General features: G+C 55.0%; 17 protein-coding genes. 13 read left to right on the plus strand and 4 right to left on the minus strand.

The genetic code is table 11. The features are described 5' to 3' along the window. Positions 1 to 14 precede the first annotated feature (14 nt). From ubiE to SAMA_RS16730, 11 genes are all read left to right on the plus strand, one after another. Complete coding sequence (gene ubiE / locus SAMA_RS16680) at positions 15 to 770, plus strand: bifunctional demethylmenaquinone methyltransferase/2-methoxy-6-polyprenyl-1,4-benzoquinol methylase UbiE (protein WP_011761309.1); 756 nt, start codon at positions 15 to 17, stop codon at positions 768 to 770. Then, positions 770 to 1,387 carry a ubiquinone biosynthesis accessory factor UbiJ gene (locus SAMA_RS16685; protein WP_011761310.1) on the plus strand — a complete coding sequence of 206 codons (618 nt, stop codon included), beginning with the start codon at positions 770 to 772 and terminating at the stop codon, positions 1,385 to 1,387. The genes ubiE and SAMA_RS16685 overlap by 1 nt, the downstream gene beginning before the upstream one ends. Continuing rightward, entirely contained in the window at positions 1,384 to 3,033 is a 1,650-nt protein-coding gene (ubiB, locus tag SAMA_RS16690) for a ubiquinone biosynthesis regulatory protein kinase UbiB (protein ID WP_011761311.1), read from the plus strand. The genes SAMA_RS16685 and ubiB overlap by 4 nt, the downstream gene beginning before the upstream one ends. Before the next feature lie 62 nt (positions 3,034 to 3,095). Next, complete coding sequence (tatA, locus tag SAMA_RS16695) at positions 3,096 to 3,329, plus strand: Sec-independent protein translocase subunit TatA (RefSeq protein ID WP_011761312.1); 234 nt, start codon at positions 3,096 to 3,098, stop codon at positions 3,327 to 3,329. Between the two features lie 6 nt (positions 3,330 to 3,335). Next, on the plus strand, positions 3,336 to 3,713 hold the full coding sequence (gene tatB / locus SAMA_RS16700) for a Sec-independent protein translocase protein TatB (RefSeq protein WP_011761313.1): 378 nt from the start codon (positions 3,336 to 3,338) through the stop codon (positions 3,711 to 3,713). Between the two features lie 3 nt (positions 3,714 to 3,716). Beyond that, positions 3,717 to 4,469, plus strand: coding sequence for a twin-arginine translocase subunit TatC (tatC, locus tag SAMA_RS16705; protein WP_011761314.1), 753 nt, complete (start codon positions 3,717 to 3,719; stop codon positions 4,467 to 4,469). Positions 4,470 to 4,563: 94 nt separating this feature from the next. After that, on the plus strand, positions 4,564 to 5,100 hold the full coding sequence (locus SAMA_RS16710) for a hypothetical protein (protein ID WP_011761315.1): 537 nt from the start codon (positions 4,564 to 4,566) through the stop codon (positions 5,098 to 5,100). A 23-nt stretch (positions 5,101 to 5,123) separates the two neighbouring features. After that, the gene (locus SAMA_RS16715) at positions 5,124 to 5,927 is read left to right on the plus strand and encodes a TatD family hydrolase (RefSeq protein WP_011761316.1); all 804 of its coding nucleotides are present in this window, start codon (positions 5,124 to 5,126) and stop codon (positions 5,925 to 5,927) included. Then, positions 5,920 to 7,794 (plus strand): diguanylate cyclase, encoded by a 1,875-nt coding sequence (locus SAMA_RS16720; protein WP_011761317.1) that lies wholly within the window; start codon positions 5,920 to 5,922, stop codon positions 7,792 to 7,794. The genes SAMA_RS16715 and SAMA_RS16720 overlap by 8 nt, the downstream gene beginning before the upstream one ends. A gap of 14 nt (positions 7,795 to 7,808) precedes the next feature. Continuing rightward, positions 7,809 to 8,819: a porphobilinogen synthase gene (gene hemB / locus SAMA_RS16725; protein WP_011761318.1), complete on the plus strand. Its 1,011-nt coding sequence runs from the start codon at positions 7,809 to 7,811 to the stop codon at positions 8,817 to 8,819. Between the two features lie 170 nt (positions 8,820 to 8,989). After that, the gene (locus SAMA_RS16730; protein ID WP_011761319.1) at positions 8,990 to 9,526 is read left to right on the plus strand and encodes a thioredoxin family protein; all 537 of its coding nucleotides are present in this window, start codon (positions 8,990 to 8,992) and stop codon (positions 9,524 to 9,526) included. 71 nt (positions 9,527 to 9,597) lie between these two features. On the opposite strand, the gene SAMA_RS16735 is transcribed toward SAMA_RS16730, so the two are convergent. The 3 genes from SAMA_RS16735 to rhlB all read right to left on the minus strand — a co-directional run bounded on the left by SAMA_RS16735 (position 9,598) and on the right by rhlB (position 15,067). After that, positions 9,598 to 12,603, minus strand: a complete 3,006-nt coding sequence (locus SAMA_RS16735; protein WP_011761320.1) for a TonB-dependent receptor — start codon at positions 12,601 to 12,603, stop codon at positions 9,598 to 9,600. A 215-nt stretch (positions 12,604 to 12,818) separates the two neighbouring features. Continuing rightward, a complete protein-coding gene (locus SAMA_RS16740; RefSeq protein ID WP_011761321.1) occupies positions 12,819 to 13,736 on the minus strand; it encodes a Ppx/GppA phosphatase family protein in 918 nt (305 codons plus the stop codon). 11 nt (positions 13,737 to 13,747) lie between these two features. Continuing rightward, positions 13,748 to 15,067, minus strand: coding sequence for an ATP-dependent RNA helicase RhlB (rhlB, locus tag SAMA_RS16745; RefSeq protein ID WP_011761322.1), 1,320 nt, complete (start codon positions 15,065 to 15,067; stop codon positions 13,748 to 13,750). A gap of 151 nt (positions 15,068 to 15,218) precedes the next feature. On the opposite strand from rhlB, the gene trxA reads away from it, so the two are divergent. Next, a complete protein-coding gene (trxA, locus tag SAMA_RS16750; RefSeq protein ID WP_011761323.1) occupies positions 15,219 to 15,545 on the plus strand; it encodes a thioredoxin TrxA in 327 nt (108 codons plus the stop codon). 216 nt (positions 15,546 to 15,761) lie between these two features. Then, positions 15,762 to 17,024, plus strand: a complete 1,263-nt coding sequence (rho, locus tag SAMA_RS16755) for a transcription termination factor Rho (protein WP_011761324.1) — start codon at positions 15,762 to 15,764, stop codon at positions 17,022 to 17,024. A gap of 94 nt (positions 17,025 to 17,118) precedes the next feature. On the opposite strand, the gene SAMA_RS16760 is transcribed toward rho, so the two are convergent. Then, positions 17,119 to 18,078 carry a LysR family transcriptional regulator gene (locus SAMA_RS16760; protein WP_011761325.1) on the minus strand — a complete coding sequence of 320 codons (960 nt, stop codon included), beginning with the start codon at positions 18,076 to 18,078 and terminating at the stop codon, positions 17,119 to 17,121. Positions 18,079 to 18,140 lie beyond the last annotated feature (62 nt).

Below are 18,140 nucleotides of genomic sequence, written 5' to 3' on the forward strand. Positions count from 1 at the left end.
ATAGGAAAGAGCAGATGTCCGACGGCACATCAAATAGTACTCACTTTGGTTTCAAGACAGTCGAAGCCGATAAAAAGGCGGATCTGGTTGCCGGTGTATTTCACTCGGTTGCAGCCAAGTACGACATCATGAACGACGTGATGTCTTTCGGGATCCATCGCCTGTGGAAGCGATTCACCATCGAGACCGCGGGCGCTCGCCCCGGCATGAAGGTACTGGATCTGGCCGGGGGTACTGGCGATCTGACCGCCAAGTTTTCCCGTTTGGTAGGCGATCGCGGCGAAGTGGTTCTGGCCGACATCAACGACTCCATGCTGAAAGTGGGCCGCGCCAAACTCAGAGATCTGGGTGTGGTGGGTAACGTCAGCTATGTGCAAGCCAACGCCGAGGCGCTGCCGTTTCCAGACAATCATTTCGACATCATCACCATCGCCTTTGGTCTGCGTAACGTGACTGACAAGGACGCGGCCCTGCGCTCCATGCAACGGGTGCTCAAGCCCGGTGGCAAACTGCTGGTACTGGAATTTTCCAAGCCGCAGCACGAAGTGATGCGTAAACTGTACGACCTCTACAGCTTCAAAATTCTGCCCAAAATGGGCGAGTTTATTGCCCAGGATGCCGGCAGCTATGAGTATCTGGCTGAATCCATCCGGATGCACCCGGATCAGGATACCCTCAAGGGCATGATGCAGGACGCTGGCCTGGAGCAGGTAGACTACATCAACATGACCGACGGCGTTGTTGCACTGCACCGGGGTTACAAGTTCTGATGTTAAAGCGGGAGCTGGCACTTATCCTTTGCGGCGCCGTGGAACTCGGCTTTGAAAAATTATTGGCGCAAACCGGTGTCAGCCCCAGACAGTACGGCCTCTATGGCAAACGTATCGCCATAACCCTGGCTGAACTGCCCTTCCCCCTGCACCTGATTTTCGATGACACAGTTACCGTGCTCAGCCGGGACGAGGCTGAGGCTGATGTGTCCGTTAAAGCCTCGGTATCGGCGCTCTATGCCCTGAGCCAGGGTGAAAGCCTGAGCCTGCTTATCAAGAGCGATCGCCTTGATATCGATGGTGATTTAAATGTTCTTCAGGGTTTCAGCCGCCTGCTCAAAGAGCAACAGTTTGATATGGGCGAGCCCCTTTCACGCTATATCGGCGACGGTCCTGCTCACATGGTGCAGTCGGGTAGCCGCAAACTGGGGCAGGAGCTGCAGCGGGTTGGCCAAAAGACCCTCAGCCATTTGGCCCAGCTTTCTACTGAAGAGTACAAACTCGCGCCACATCGCATTGATTTTATTCATCTCAAGGACAACATTGACACCCTGGTTCAGGCGGTCGACGCCATGGAACACAGAGTCAATCAGTTAAGGGACCGCCTCACACCATGACCTTCGCCAGTCTTCGCCGTGGATACCAGGTGATTCGCACACTGCTCCACTATGGCCTGGATGACGTACTGCCTCCCACCCTGCTTCCCGGGTATTTCAAACTGCTGCGCCTGTGCCTGTTCTGGGTACGCAATCGCCACAAAGACAAGTGCGGTGGTGAACGACTCAAACTCGCCATGCAGGAACTCGGCCCCGTATACATCAAGTTTGGCCAGATGCTCTCCACCCGCCGCGACCTGCTGAGCGACGAATGGGCGCAAGAGCTGTCCATGTTGCAAGACAGGGTGCCGGCCTTTGATTCTGCGCTGGCGCGCGAGGCCATCGAGGCCGAACTTAAGGCTCCCATCGATAGCCTGTTCGATGACTTCGATGACACCCCGCTGGCGTCTGCGTCTATTTCTCAGGTGCATACAGCCACCCTCAAGTCCAACGGCCAGCAGGTCGTGCTCAAGGTGCTGCGCCCCAATGTAGAGGCCAACATCAAGGCCGATTTGGAGTTGATGTTACAGGTGGCCACCTGGGTCAATCGCTTACTGGGTGAAGGCAATCGCCTGCGACCGGTGGAAGTGGTGGAAGACTACCAAAACACCATTCTGGGCGAGCTGAACCTCAAGCTTGAGGCCCTCAACGCCACCAAGCTGAGAAACAATTTTCTCGACTCGGACGCACTCTACATTCCCTATGTGTATGAAGAGCTGTGTCACCCCAGATTGATGGTGATGGAACGCATCGACGGCATCCCCGTGTCCGACATAGAGGCGCTCAACGCCCAGGGTACCAACCTGAAATTACTGGCCGAACGTGGCGTGGAGCTCTTTTTCACCCAGGTGTTCCGCGATAACTTTTTCCATGCCGACATGCACCCCGGCAACATTTTTATCAGCCGTGAGCACCCGGAAAACCCCTTCTACATTGGGCTAGACTGCGGCATCATGGGCAGCCTGAACGAAGAAGATAAACGCTATCTGGCGGAAAACTTCCTCGCATTTTTCAATCGGGATTATCACCGTATCGCCCAGTTGTATGTGGAGTCAGGTTGGGTATCGGCGGATACCGACATCCTGGCGTTCGAGCAGGCCGTTAAGCTGGTGTGCGAGCCCATGTTCAACAAGCCACTGAATGAAATCTCCTTTGGCCATGTGCTGCTGGAGCTGTTTCGCACCGCCCGGCGCTTCGATATCGTAGTGCAACCGCAACTGGTGCTGCTGGAAAAAACCCTGCTGTATATCGAAGGTCTTGGGCGTCAGCTCTATCCCCAGCTGGATTTGTGGCAAACCGCCAAGCCATTTTTGGAGCGCTGGATGGCAGAACAGGTCGGGCCCAAAGCGATATTCAAAAAAGTGCAAACAAATTTGCCCTTCTGGTCTGATAAACTCCCGGAGTTTCCAGAGCTTATTTATGACAATCTCAAGCTTGGCCGCAAGCTTCTGGGCAGTCAGCAACAGATGCTCGACAGGTATCTCAAGTATCAGCAAAAGGCGCACAAGAGTAACTTCCTGCTTATCACCTCTGCTGTTTTGTTGATCTGTGGCACTATTTTGTTTGCCCAAACAGATACACTGTGGCTCGCATCTGCTTGTCTTGGTTCCGGCGCATTGGTTTGGGGAGCCGGATGGCGATCCAGACCAAAGAATCGCAAATTTTAGCTAGCACTAAATAATCACAGGTTCATAATAGAATCACTTAATTTTGTAGAGAGGAATTCTTCATGGGTGGTATCAGTATTTGGCAATTGCTCATCATCGCACTTATCGTGGTTTTGCTGTTTGGCACCAAGAAGTTGCGTTCTCTGGGTGGCGACCTCGGTGGCGCTATCAAGGGATTCAAAAACGCCATGTCTGATGAAGAAAAAAAGGCATTGGAAGACAAAGAAGCCGCTGCTCAAACCACACAACAGGCAACTGAAAAGAAGCCTGAGGCCGACAAAAAAGAACAGGCGTAATTCCTTATGTTTGACGGTATCGGCTTTATGGAGCTTCTGCTCATCGCCATCATAGGTTTGGTGGTGCTTGGGCCGGAGAGATTACCTGTTGCAGTGCGTACCGTGTCCGGCTGGATACGGGCCATGAAACGCATGGCCAACTCGGTCAAAGACGAACTGGAACAGGAATTGAAGATTGAGCAGTTACATGCCGATCTGAAAAAGGCCGAAAGCAAGGGGCTTTCCAATCTGTCGCCAGAGCTGCAGGAATCCATTGACCAGCTCAAGCAGGCCGCACAGGAGGTTAACCGCCCATATCAGGTCAGCGAGCCAGCCCCGGAAAAACCGGCAGCGACCGAAACGACCAAAGATCCAGGCGTCGAGCCCCCTAAAGCCAACGGGTAATTCATGTCGTCACATCAACAACCTCTGATCAGCCACCTGCTTGAGCTGCGCACCATACTGCTCAAGTGTATTGCCGGTGTCTTGCTGGTATTTATCTGTTTGGTCTACTGGGCCAACGATATTTACCACTATATGGCCATCCCCCTGATGCAGGCATTGCCAGAAAGCTCCAGCATGATTGCCACCGACGTGGCAGCGCCCTTCTTCGCGCCCTTCAAGCTGACTATGGTGCTGTCATTTTTCATCGCCGTGCCCTATGTGCTGTATCAAATCTGGTCTTTTGTGGCACCGGGGCTCTACAAGCATGAAAAACGCCTGGTGGTCCCCCTGCTCGTGAGCAGTACTTTACTGTTTTATATGGGGATTGCCTTTGCCTACTTCGTGGTATTCCCCGTGGTATTCGGCTTCTTCACCAGCGTGGCGCCCGAAGGGGTGACGGTGGCAACCGACATCAGCAGTTACCTGAATTTTATTCTGAAACTCTTTTTTGCCTTTGGCCTGTCCTTTGAGATCCCCATCGCCGTGGTACTGCTGTGCTGGGCAGGGGTGACCAGTGTCGAAGACCTCAAGGCCAAACGCCCCTATATCGTGGTTTCGGCCTTTATTATTGGGATGTTGCTGACACCTCCGGACGTGATTTCACAAACCATGTTGGCTGTTCCCATGCTGTTGCTGTTTGAAGGCGGATTGCTTGCTGCCCGCTTTTACAGTAAAAAGAGCGAAGACGAACAAGAAGAACAAACACACGCCGACTGACACCAGTGGCATGTGACCCTGTTTTATCGGCCTGTCCCGTCTGGGTTGGGCCGATTTTGTTATTAATGCCAAGGTAGAAATACAAGGACAACTTATGCGCAGCTTATGGCTATTGGCCCTCGGCCTGACTTCTCTCTCTGCATCCGCTTCTGTTGAACAAGGTCTGGCCCAGTGTGCTGCGGTTCAGGATAAACTCGACCGTCTTATCTGTTACGACAAACTGGCTGAAAGTGTGGCCAAGGTGCCAGCGGTGACGGTTGCCCAGCCCCAGGTCGCAGCACCGGTTGCGGCTGTTGCAGCTCCTGCACCTGTGGTCCCCGCGACTGTGAGCGCCGCACCAGTTGCCCCTGTATCTCAAGCCGCGCCAACCGTAGAAGAGAGTTTCGGTAAGGTAAAAAAGACCGAAGCGGAGCCTGAGCGTATTGAACTGGTGATTTCTGCGGTGGACACAGACGCCTATAACAACCTCAAGATAAGCTTTACCAATGGCCAGGTGTGGAAACAAACCGACGGCCGCAAGTTCAAGCTGAAAAGCGGTGAGAGTGTTTACATTGAAAAAGGTGCACTGGGCGCATTCTATCTGGGCCTCGAAAGCCGCAATACCACCATCAGGGTAAAACGCCTTAAGTAACTATTTCATTATCTTAAGTGAATATGCCCCGTTATCTGGACATTGCCGTTAACCTGATTGGCAGTGCCCTCGAATCCGACATTGAGGCCGTAATCGCCGGCGCCGATGCTGCCGGTGTGTCGCCGTTGATTGTTATTGGCAGCAGCCTCGAAGAGAGCGAGGCGGTTCTGGGCGCCTGCCAGCGTTTCCCCGGCAAGCTTTATGGCACTGCCGGGGTGCACCCCCATCATGCCTCGAGCTGGCATCAGCACAGCACGGGACTGCAGCGCCGTCTGTGCGGTGAGAGTGCCATAGTCGCCGTGGGTGAGTGTGGCCTCGACTATAACCGGGACTTTTCTCCCCGTCCCAAGCAGCGTGAAGCCTTTGCCGCCCAACTGGCACTGGCCTGTGAATTGGGAAAGCCTGTTTTGATGCACGAGCGCGATGCCCATGATGACTTCATCGCCATTGTGAGAGAGCATCGCAGCCAACTCAGTGGCGCCCTGTTGCACTGCTTTACCGGCACGGCCGCGCAGATGGAAGCCTACATAGACCTTGGACTGCATCTGGGTATTACCGGCTGGGTTTGTGATGAGCGCCGCGGTCAGGAATTGGCCGCACTGGTGAAAGATATTCCCATCGAACGGCTGCTGATTGAGACCGATAGCCCCTATCTGCTGCCAAGGTCCATGCGGCCCAAGCCCAAATCAGGTAAAAACCTGCCGCAATATTTACCCTATATCGCCAACGAGATAGCCCGCCTTCGAGGGGAGGAGCCGGACGACTTTTCCCGGCAGGTATACCACAACAGCCTCACATTCTTTGGCTTGGACAGCGCCCATGGGTAGACTCCTGCTGCTGTTACTCGCACTGGGATATAGTCTGCTGGCGCAGGCCGGCGCCCCTGCTTTGGTATACACGCAAGAGTCGGGGGATGTGATAGAACTGACCCCCTGGGTAAGCGCGTTTCAGGCCAGCGAACTTATTGATTACCGAGAACTTCCACCCCAGAATGACCCACGCTGGCAACAACTTCCCAAGCAGGGCACCCATGGCATGGGGGCGCAGAATCGCTGGCTCAGGATAGATATTGATGTCAGAACCCATCCGGGCAGCCGGGTGCTCAGTATCAATAACCCCCTGCTGGATAACTTGCGACTCTATCATCTGGTCAATGGCAACCTGATGACTGAACACCATTTTGGTGACAGCTTGCCATTTGATGAACGCCTGCTCCTGAGTACTCAGTTCCTTTACCCGTTGCAGCTGCGGCCATGGGAGCATCACACCCTGCTGCTCCGGGTCGATACCGAAGGTAGCAGCCATGTGCCCTTGACTCTGATGACGCCCGGTCATCTGAGCCAGATGCTCGAAAGCCGTAATCTGGTTCAGGGTTTCCAGCTTGGCATCCTCGCAGCCATCGGTCTGTTCAGTTTATTCGTGGCACTGGCCTCAGGCTCCTTCAGCTACAGCTATTACGCCGCTTATGTGTTGTCCATGACACTCTTGGTTGCCTCCTTGCAAGGGGTGGCATTCCGCTACCTTTGGCCACAATTACCAGCCATGCAAGCCTGGGTTATCCCGTTCCTGCTACCGCTGGTCATGTGTTTTGCGCTCATGTTTGCCGAAAAGGTATTGCAACTTAAATACCTGAATATTCGTATGCTGCGCATTTGTCGCTTCAGCGCCACCTTCAGTCTGTTTCTGGCACTGCTGTCCCCCTTTATCAGCTACAGCCTGGCGATGTATTGCGACCTGGTCGCCCTGCTGGGTATTGCCGTGGTACTGCTCGCCTTCGCTCTGGTGCAGGCCCTGCGGGGACAAAAACTCGCCCGCCTTTACTTCGTCGGTTGGATAGTCTTTCTGGCTAGCGTTATTGTCACCAGCCTGATTTACCTCGGTGCCATCCAAACCACCATGGAACCCCTCAGCCCGGCCATGGCGGGGGTCACCTTTGAAATTGTGTTCATGTCGCTGGTACTGGCCATTCGTTACAGTGACGAGCGCAAAGCCAAACAGCGCATACAGCAGGAAGCCCTTGAGCAGGCCAAGCGTATCCGTGAAGCCCGAGAGGAAGCCCTCAAGGTCGAGGCCGAATCCAACGAGCGCCTGGAAGAGATGGTGCAGGAACGCACCCTTGAGCTGGAAATTGTCCTGCGTGAGCTTAATGAGGTGAACCAAAAACTCACCGAACAAACCACCATCGACAGCCTCACCGGCGTGAAAAACCGGGCTGCATTCAATAAGCGCTTGCAGGCCGAAGGACGCATAAGCCGACGTCAGCAAACCCCCATGGCTCTGCTGATGCTGGACATAGATCATTTCAAGAATATCAACGACAAATATGGCCACCTCGCCGGCGACTACACCCTGAAAGCCATCGCCGATACGCTGAGTGCACAACTCAGGCGCCCAACGGATCTCGTGTCACGTTTTGGGGGCGAGGAGTTTGCTATCATACTGCCATCCACCGATGCTGAAGGAGCCGTCGCCGTCGCCGAACATATCCGCGAAGCGGTAGAAGAGCTCACCATCAAGTGGGAGCAATTTATGATCCCGCTGACCGTGAGCATTGGTGTCAGCAGCAATATTATTGAGAGTGACGAGCATCCGCTGCAGCTGCTTGAGCAGGCGGACAAGGCGCTCTATCAGGCCAAACACGACGGCCGTAACAGGGTGGGCCTTTTTCAGGACATACCCGTTCCCCATCCATAGCCCAGGAGACGATAGTGAACATCATCACCAGTGCCTTCCCACAACGCAGAATGCGCCGTATGCGCAAACACGAGTTCAGCCGTCGCCTGATGGCCGAAAATACCCTGACGGTTAACGACCTGATTTATCCCATGTTTGTGCTCGAAGGTAATCACCGCACCGAGCAAGTGGCCTCCATGCCCGGCATCGAGCGCTACAGTATCGATCTGCTCCTCAAAGAAGCAGAAGAGCTGGTCAAACTGGGGATTCCACTGATTGCCCTCTTCCCCGTGACCCCAGCGGAAAAGAAAACCCTGCTGGCAGAAGAAGCCTATAACCCCGATGGTTTGGCGCAGCGCGCCGTGCGTGCCCTCAAGCGTGAGTTTCCCCAGCTGGGTGTGATGACCGACGTGGCCCTGGACCCCTTCACCACCCACGGTCAGGACGGCATCATCGATGACACCGGCTATATCGTTAACGACATCACCACCGACATTCTGGTGAAGCAGGCTCTGTCCCATGCCGAGGCCGGTGCCGACATTGTGGCTCCGTCCGACATGATGGACGGCCGTATCGGCGCTATCCGTAACGCGCTGGAAGCCGCTGGCCACGTGAATACCCAAATCATGGCCTACTCGGCCAAGTATTCATCCAACTACTATGGCCCATTCCGTGACGCCGTCGGCTCTGCCGGCAACCTCAAGGGTGGCAATAAACACAGCTACCAGATGGACCCGGCCAACAGCGATGAGGCCCTCCATGAAGTGGCACTGGACATCCAGGAAGGTGCCGACATGGTGATGGTCAAGCCCGGCATGCCCTATCTGGATATAGTGCACAGGGTGAAAACTGAATTGGCCGTGCCCACCTTTGCCTATCAGGTCAGTGGGGAGTACGCCATGCACATGGCGGCCATTCAAAACGGCTGGCTGGCGGAAAAAGCCATAGTGATGGAGTCCCTGCTGTGCTTCAAGCGCGCCGGGGCCGACGGCATTCTCACTTACTTTGCCAAGCGTGCCGCCCAGTGGCTTAACGAGCAGAAGTAATACTGCCTGCAGCCAAAAGCCACCCTGGGGTGGCTTTTTTGTTTTCAGCGCAAAAGGTGATCCAGTCCAAAGCCTGAGCCCATCAGGCTTTCTTTCGGCTTACAGCCATGATTGGATAACCCCAGAGTACGTGGCTACAGTCGCTGCCCCTTCGCTTGTGAGGAAACATGATGCACAATAACATCAAAGCTTTATTGGCCACCACGGCCCTATTTTTTACTGCGCCCCTGCTGGCGGACTCAGGCTGTGGTTTCGAGAGTAAATCCGGTGGCGTGTTTGCCACCTGTAGCGAGGAGAAGCAGGAAGTGATCCTGACCGGCATCGTTGAGGCCCAGCGCCTCGTCACTGAATTACCCGAGTTTACCGAGGGTTATAAAACCTACGAGGTGGATACCCCCGCACTTGGCCCTATAAAGGCTGAAACCGAAGCCACCGAAATAGTGGTGATCATCGGCACCTGGTGCCCCGATTGCCACCGCGAAACCCCGCGCTTTATCCGTATTATGGAAGAGGTGGGCAACCCCAATATCAAAGTCACTTACATTGGTGTAGACCGCGCCAAGGCCGACCCTGAGGGCCTGGCCGCCAAGTATGAGTTCAAACGTATTCCCACCTTTATCGTGCTGCAAAAAGGTGAGGAAATCGGCCGTATCGTCGAGCGCCCAACCGAATCGCTGGAAAAAGATTTGGCGAACATTCTGAAGTAAGCTTCAAACACAAAAAGGCCGGCAATTGCCGGCCTTTTTCATGTCCCGAAATCAAAACTCGTAGCGGGTTATCAGAACTCGTAGCGGGCAATCAGCGACATGTAACGGGCTTCCTGACGACCGGTCACCATGCCGTAGTCCGGGTTCAGCTCCAGACCCGAGGCAGTATCGGCGTAACGGGTACGCTCTTCCCACACCGAGGTGGCGCTGTCAGCATTGAGCAGATTGTACACAGTGCCCTTAAGCATTAAATCACCACCAAACAGTTCGGTACTATAGGTCAGCGACAGATCCACATTGGTCACCCAGGGCAGATTACCCGCGCTGCCACGGGGAGATGGGTTGCCGTTCTCATCGTAGTGCGACACATGGTCGTAGTAGCGGCTGATACAATCCTCCCATGGGCTGCCTGCGGCGCAGCTGTCCACACCCTGAGGGTGCTGGGAGAAGTAGCTCTGCGGACGGCCCGAGGTAGTGCGCGCCACCAGACCCAGTACCAGGCTGTCGGTGATGTTGTAAGCACCGCTCACCTTAAACGCATGGCGGTGATCGTTTGGCAGGTCACCATAGCCGTGGTCCATCAGGTCAGCATAGTCGTAGGAGGTCGTCCAACCCGGATCGGCCTGATCGTTGTCGGTCTTCACAAGGCCTTCGGTATTACCGTAGCTGTGTGACCAGGTGTAAGAGCTGTTGATAGTCAGGTCGTCATTCACACGGCCATCCAGAGTCAGCTCCACCGCCAGATACTTACGCTTGGCTTCGGGCAGTTGCAGCTCATCCTGAGTAAGAGTGACATTATCCACCTGTCCATCACCATCGAAGTCGTAGGACATGGTGATGTCTTCACCCGGGTTATTGAGCACGTAGTAAGAGCCCTGACCCACGTTGTCGGCAATGCCGAGCTCCGCCAGCTTCTTCGCCAGCACTGGGCCCACGTCTGTGTCTTCCACGCTGCGGCCAAGGTCGCGGTAAATAAAGCGCACGCCGCCGCTCATGGTATCGAACAGCTCCTGCTGATAGCCGAGGGTAAACTCATCGCTGTACATGGGCTTGAGGCTGCTTGATGCAATCAGCCCCGGCTCAGTGATACCGCGCTGACGCCAGTAGCGGTCACGCAGCATATCGCCGCGGCTTGGGGAGCCATCAGGCAAGAGCACAGGGGCACCGCTGCCATCCACCTGATCCAGCGCGAAATACTCAAACCACTCGATGGAGGACGAGCCCTGGGTGATGTTCATGTTGGCCGACACCGGCTGGAAGTAACGGCCATAAGTGGCGTACACCTTGGCACTGCCGTCGCCGTGCAGATCGTAGATGGCCTGCAGACGCGGGGCGATTTGGTTGTCGATGGACACATAGGCGCGACCATCGGAAACCGTGTTTTCAAAGCCGCTGTAACGCAAGCCAAGGTTCAGCACCAGCTGGTCGGTCACCTGCCAGGAATCGTTGGCATAAAACGCCAGCGAAGTGATTTCTGAGTCGGTGTAGCGGGTGCGTACGCGGCGCTCAATATAGTCTTCGCCGGCCGCAGCGCCGGACACACTGTTGTTACCGGCGGTCTTCACGCCCCACCAGCCCTGGGCATCGCCAATGCCGTTCTGGGCCGAGGTGTAGTCCACCAGCACCCGGGTGTAATCCACACCGAATTGCAGTGAGTGATTGTCCAGATCCCAGTTAAAGTCGATACGCGCCTGATCGCGGATAAACTCCTGCTCAGACACTGACGAGTTGGTGTGCTGGCTGAGGGTGGTGCTGGTGCGATAGTCGTATACCGATGGATTGGAGGAGGCCACCACGTTATCGATATTTTCTGAAGTACGCCCCACCACGGCCGACACCGAGAAGCTGTCGGTGAAGTAACCGTTGTAGTTCAGGCTGTAAACCTTGCCGCCATCGCGGCCGGGAGCGTTTTCACCAATCTGGTCGCCCACCTCGTTGGTTTCCCAGTCGTAGGCGAAGGTGCCTGTATCCCAGGTGCGCTCGTTGCTCATGGCTGACAGGCCAATGGAGTGATCTTCCGAGATGTACCAGTCAAGCTTGGCAAACCAGCGGTCTTCTTCACGCTCTCTGTGACCTGCTGTGGTTTGTCCGGCCCAGTCGCTGTCATCGCGGCGAGGGTTGAACAAACCGTAGTAGAACAACTTATCCTGAATGATGGCGCCGCTGGCCCACAATTGCAGCTCACGGAAATCGTAGCCATCCTGCATGGTGTTGGAGGAAATATTGCCGGCACTGTCGAAAATCGAGTCGTGATTGGCGCGCAGGCTGTCCGGCTCCCAACGTATCTGGGTGCCGAACTTGAATTCATTGTCACCGGACTTGGACACGGCGTTGACGATACCACCCATGGCACCGCCGAATTCTGGGCTGACACCTCCTGTCATCACTTGGGTCTGACTGATGGCCTCCCAGGGCAGATTGATAGACCCCAGACCGGTGCGGATGCTGGTAACGTTCATCCCGTTGAAGTAATAGCCGTTTTCGGCAGACGATGCGCCGCCGAAGCTGGAAGCACCACGGAACGACGAACCACCGGGTGCAGCGGTACCCGGAGCCAGCAGGGCAATGCTTTCAAAACCCGAGTTCACCGGCATCTGGTTTAAGTCTTCCTGAGAGAAGGTCACACCCGAAGTGGAAGACGCCATATCCACCCGGCGGATCATGCTGCCGGTTACCGCCAGACGCTCCATGGAAGTCTCACCTGCACCATACAGCTGGCCGTCGAGGATCAGCGCCTGACCTACTTCAACCCGCACGCCGGACTCTTTGGAATCGCTGTAGCCATCTTTGTGGATGTCGATATCGTATTCGCCCACGGGCACGTTGCGCAGCAGGTATTCACCCTTCTCGTTGGTAGACACTGTGTACACCAAACCTTTGGTTTTGTGCCTTAAAGTAATGGTGGCGCCACCAAGGCCAGCACCTTCAGCACTGACGACCTGCCCCTTAACGATACTGGAACCATCCACCGCCATGGCAGGTGCTGACAGCATCAAGGCCGCGCCCACTGCTGCGGCAGCCAGTGTTTTACGGGCAGAAAAGGCCCCCTTGAGGGCCAGGTTATGTGTTTGATTCATTGTTAAGATTTCCTTCTTCCCTTGCCTGAAAAAGCTTTCGGCCCCAGTCCTTCTTACGGGCATTTTCTGACCGAAAACGGGAAAAACCTTAACACCATTTACATAATGTATACAATCTATTTTATTCTATACTAATAATCAAAAACGATACCTATCGAGCATCAGGCATGTGGAATCAAGGTGAACAGAAAGAAAAAACGCCGCAAAGCGGCGTTTTAATCGAGGAGTTTTTGCGAGAGTTCCAGCAGTACACCCTCTCGCAGGGCACCGCCGGACAAAGCCAGGTTGTCGAGCTCCAGCAATCGGAACAAGGCCAGCAAAATGGCGATGCCTGCGGCAAAGGTTGGCGCTCTCTCGGGGCAGAGGCCATGGATGTCCTGGAGGCTGGCATCTTCATGGAGCAGTATTTCCCGCTTGAGCCCTTCAAGCACAGCCCGGGTAATGAGTTGAGACTCCCCCCGGTGCCCCAGTAATTCAACCACTGACTGCACAGTACCGGAGGCGCCTACCACTGTATGCCAGCCAAGGCGTTTAAGCTCGGCTTCAGCGGGGCCCAAGATGCTGTGCACCTCGGCCTCGGCGTCGTCGAAGTCCCGCTCTTGCAGCGGCAGGTCACTGAAAAACTGCTTTTTAAAGGTCACGCAGCCCATGGGCAGGCTGGTTTTGAACAACAGCTTGTCGCCATCACCAACAATAAACTCGGTGCTGGCACCGCCGATGTCGATAACCAGACGGCGACCATCACCCACTGTGGTGGCTACCATGCCACGGTAGATAAGCTCGGCCTCTCGCATACCGCAGATAACATCGATTGGTACGCCCAAAATCGGCAAGGCTCGGGATTTGAACTCATCAGCATTGGCAATGGCGCGCAGGGTGGCAGTTGCCACTACGGCAACCTGACCGGCGGGAATATGGTGTTTGGCCAGCATCTCGGCGAACATGGAAAGACAATCCAGCCCCCGCTGCATCACACTCTCACTGAGCATGCCATCACAGCCGATCCCTTCGGCAAGACGCACCTTGCGTTTGTATTTGGCTTCAACCCTGGGCTTTCCGGCCACTGTGGTGGCCACCAACATATTAAAACTGTTGGAGCCCAGGGTGATTGCTGCGTATGCGGGTGTCTGCATCTACGGCTGTCTTATGAGTGTCTGCGGGTCCTGTCATGACGGGGAGGACGACCACTGCCGCTGCGATGGGAGCCAGACGGACGTGGCGAACCATTACGATCGCGCAGGTTGCGGCCACCGGCATGGGGCTTACGATGGATTTTCACCGGAGGGGGAATATCAATCAGGGCATCACGGTCATAAGAAGTCACAGGGATACTGTGCTTGATGTAATCTTCAATGGCCGGCAGGTTAAGGGCATATTCCTCACACGCAAAGCTCACCGATACCCCTTTCTGACCGGCTCGACCGGTACGACCGATACGGTGTACGTAGTCTTCGCAGTCATCGGGCAGATCGTAGTTGTACACGTGGGACACATCAGAAATATGCAGGCCACGGGCGGCAACGTCGGTGGCCACCAGAATATCCAGTTCACTCTGGGTGAACTGCTCGAGGATTTTCAAACGCTTCTTCTGCGGCACATCACCGGTCAGCAGGCCCACACGGTGGCCATCAGCCTCCAGGCTCGCCCACAGGTTTTCACACTGATATTTGGTGTTGGCAAACACGATGGCCTTTTCGGGCCAGTCTTCTTCAATCAGCGAGTGCAGCAGCTTGAGTTTGTCTTCCATGGAAGGGTAAAAGATTTCTTCTTTGATATTGCGGGAAGTTTTTTCTTCCGGGGCAATCTCTACCTTCACGGGATCATTCATGTGATCGTACGCCAGCTCCTGCACCTTCATGGACAGGGTGGCAGAGAACAGCATGTTCAAACGCTCTTTGGCGCCCGGCATACGGTTGAAAAGAAAACGGATATCTTTGATAAAACCGAGATCGAACATGCGATCGGCTTCATCCAATACTACGGCTTGGATAGCACCCAGATTAATCACGCCCTGACGCACATAGTCGATGATGCGGCCCGTGGTACCAATAAGTACATCCACGCCCTTGTCCAGCACCTTGCGCTGGGCTTCATAGCCTTCACCGCCGTAAACGATACCCACCTTTAGGCCGCTGTGCTTGGACAGCAGGGTAGCGTCTTTGGCAATCTGAATCGCCAGTTCGCGGGTTGGCGCCATCACAATGGCACGGGGCTGATTCAGTTGGCGATGTTCAGGTACCGGAGTGGTCAGCAGATGGTTAAAGGTGGCAACCAAAAAGGCGAGGGTCTTGCCGGTGCCCGTTTGGGCCTGGCCTGCGATATCTTTTTTCTCAAGCAATACCGGGAGGGAAAGCGCCTGGATGGGCGTGCAATGCTCGAAGCCGTTTTCGTTAAGTGCCTGTTTGACCTCGTCACACAAGGGCAGGTCGGCAAATTTTTGTTGGGTTAAGTGTGTTTCGCTCATAGCGGCAGCATACCAGTTAGGGTTGCAATAAGATACTCGATCGTTTGAAATAGCGACAACAAGTAGGTGGGCACTTGAATTCCTGTAAATCCGCCTCAATATACATGCTAAGCCATTCACAGACCAGCGATGGCATCATTTGGAGAACATCATGAGCGACAAAATTGTAACCCTGAGCGACGACAGCTTTGAAAACGACGTACTGAAGTCTGAACTGCCAGTTCTGGTAGACTTCTGGGCAGAATGGTGCGGCCCTTGCAAAATGATCGCCCCAATTCTGGACGACGTAGCTGCCGAATACGAAGGTAAGGTTACAGTTGCCAAGCTGAACGTTGACCACAACAACGCCTCTCCCGCCAAGTATGGCGTGCGTGGTATCCCAACGCTGCTGATGTTCAAAGGCGGCGAACTGGTTGCTACCAAGGTTGGCGCCTTGTCCAAGACTCAATTGAAAGAGTTCATCGACGCTCAGCTCTAATCTTCGCCTGTTGGCGTGACGCCCGGCACAGCTTTTGGGCTAAAATGTGCCGGGCTGCCCTAAAAATCTGGACGCCTCCCAGCTTAGGTGCTACTTTAATAGCCAGATTCTTATCGATTAACCCACTTCTTCGCAGTTCAATCTTTTCAATACCCTCTGTAAGCATTGCAGATTGAATGCGACAAACTTTTCTCGCGTACAAAAAGACCCATCAACATGAACCTAAATGAACTGAAAAACATGTCCATCGCCGACCTGGTGGCCTTGGCGGAGAGCATGAATCTCGAAAATATGGCCCGTGCCCGCAAGCAGGACATCATTTTCTCCATCCTCAAAGCCCATGCCAAAAGCGGTGAAGACATCTTCGGTGGCGGCGTACTCGAAATTCTCCAGGACGGCTTTGGCTTCCTGCGCAGCGCCGATGGGTCTTACCTTGCAGGTCCGGACGACATCTATGTGTCTCCCAGCCAGGTCAGACGCTTTAACCTGCGAACGGGTGATACCATTGCCGGTAAAATCCGCCCGCCCAAAGAAGGTGAGCGCTACTTTGCCCTGCTGAAAGTCAACGAAGTTAACTTCGATAAGCCCGAAATCTCCCGCAACAAGATCCTGTTTGAAAACTTAACGCCCCTGCACGCCGAAGAGCGTCTGCGCATGGAGCGTGGTAATGGTTCTACCGAAGACATTACCGCCCGTATCCTGGATCTGTGCTCCCCTATCGGTAAAGGTCAGCGTGGTCTGATTGTGGCCCCGCCAAAAGCCGGTAAAACCATGCTGCTGCAGAACATTGCCCAGTCCATCAGCTACAACAACCCCGAAGTGGTGTTGATGGTGCTGCTGATTGACGAGCGTCCTGAAGAAGTGACCGAAATGCAGCGTCTGGTGCACGGCGAAGTCATTGCCTCTACCTTCGACGAGCCAGCAAGCCGCCATGTGCAGGTAGCTGAAATGGTGATCGAAAAGGCCAAGCGTCTGGTTGAACACAAAAAAGACGTGGTGATCCTGCTCGACTCCATCACCCGTCTGGCCCGTGCCTACAACACAGTAGTGCCTTCTTCAGGCAAGGTACTCACAGGTGGTGTGGACGCCAACGCCCTGCACCGTCCAAAGCGTTTCTTCGGTGCTGCCCGTAACATCGAAAACGGCGGCTCGCTGACCATCATCGCCACTGCCCTTATCGACACCGGCTCCAAGATGGACGAAGTAATTTACGAAGAGTTCAAGGGCACAGGTAACCAGGAACTGCACCTGTCTCGCAAGGCCGCCGAAAAGCGCGTGTTCCCAGCGATTGACTTCAACCGCTCCGGTACCCGTCGCGAAGAAAAGCTAACCACCAGTGATGAGCTGCAAAAAATGTGGATCCTGCGTAAGATTTTGAACCCAATGGACGAAGTTGCCGCCATGGAGTTCCTCATCGACAAGCTGGCGATGACCAAGACCAACGACGAGTTCTTTACCGCCATGAAGCGCGCCAAATAAGCATTCAGGTAAAGCAACCCGTAAAAAAGCCGCTCAATGAGCGGCTTTTTTATTCCCGTGAAACTTTCTGGTCTGGGTGAGCCTTGGCGCTGACTCACCCCCATCCCTCATCGGTGGCGGCATTCTCTGGCGGAGGACCCGCCGTCATCGAATTGTCCAGCATGGCCAGACGTTCGGCCACCCGGGTCCTTAACATATCCCGCAGGGCCAACACCGCCGGTGTCACCTGGGCCCGTCCGGGGCACAGCAAATAAAGCTCCAGCGGCTCGGTACCATAATCCGGCAGCAGGGGCACCAGGCGGCCATCGAGCAAGTCAGCGGCCAAGTCCAACCGCGACTTATACACCAGCCCCAGTCCCGCTACCGCCCAGCGCCGCGCTATTTCGGCATCGTTGCAGCTGCGTCGGCCGCTGACACGTACCTTGTGTTCTTCATTACCGCTGAAAAAATGCCACAGGTCGTGGGTCTTATCGGCACGTTTGTATAGCAGGCATTGGTGGGCGGCTAACTCGGCCGGGGTTGTCGGCGTGCCCTCCCGGGCCAAATACCGAGGTGAGGCCGCAAGCTGGCGCGACAGGTGTCCAAGGGAGAACGCCACCGCCTCCGAGTCCTGGGGCATACCGTAGCGCAGTGCTACGTCGATATTGCTGCGAAACAGACTGCTGACCTTGTCCCCCAGCTCCAGCTGCACCTCAAGTCCGGGGTGCTGTTCCATCAGTTCATCGAGCCAGGGTAAAAAGATATTACGACCAAAATCCGACGACACCGAAATCCTCAGAGTGCCTTCCACAGTGCCGCGTTCACTGGACAGCGCCATGCGGCCCAATTCAAGGGCGCTGAGAGCCTCGCGGCAATGGCCCAGATACCGTTCTCCGGCGTGTGACAGCCTGAGACTGCGCGTGGTACGGATAAAAAGCGGCGAGCCCAGTTGTTTTTCCAGCCGCTTGATGGCTGCGCTGGCCGATGCCGGCGTCATATCCAGTTCGGTGGCAGCCGCACTGATACTGCCGGCCTCTGCCACACGAACAAACAGTGCTAAATCTGTGGTCAGCAATTGCAATCCTCGCCTGATATTTACCGGCTAACACTACCCCCAAATGCCCCTTAAAACAAAGC

This window comes from Shewanella amazonensis SB2B (assembly GCF_000015245.1).
In the GTDB taxonomy this organism is placed as follows: Bacteria; Pseudomonadota; Gammaproteobacteria; order Enterobacterales; family Shewanellaceae; genus Shewanella; species Shewanella amazonensis.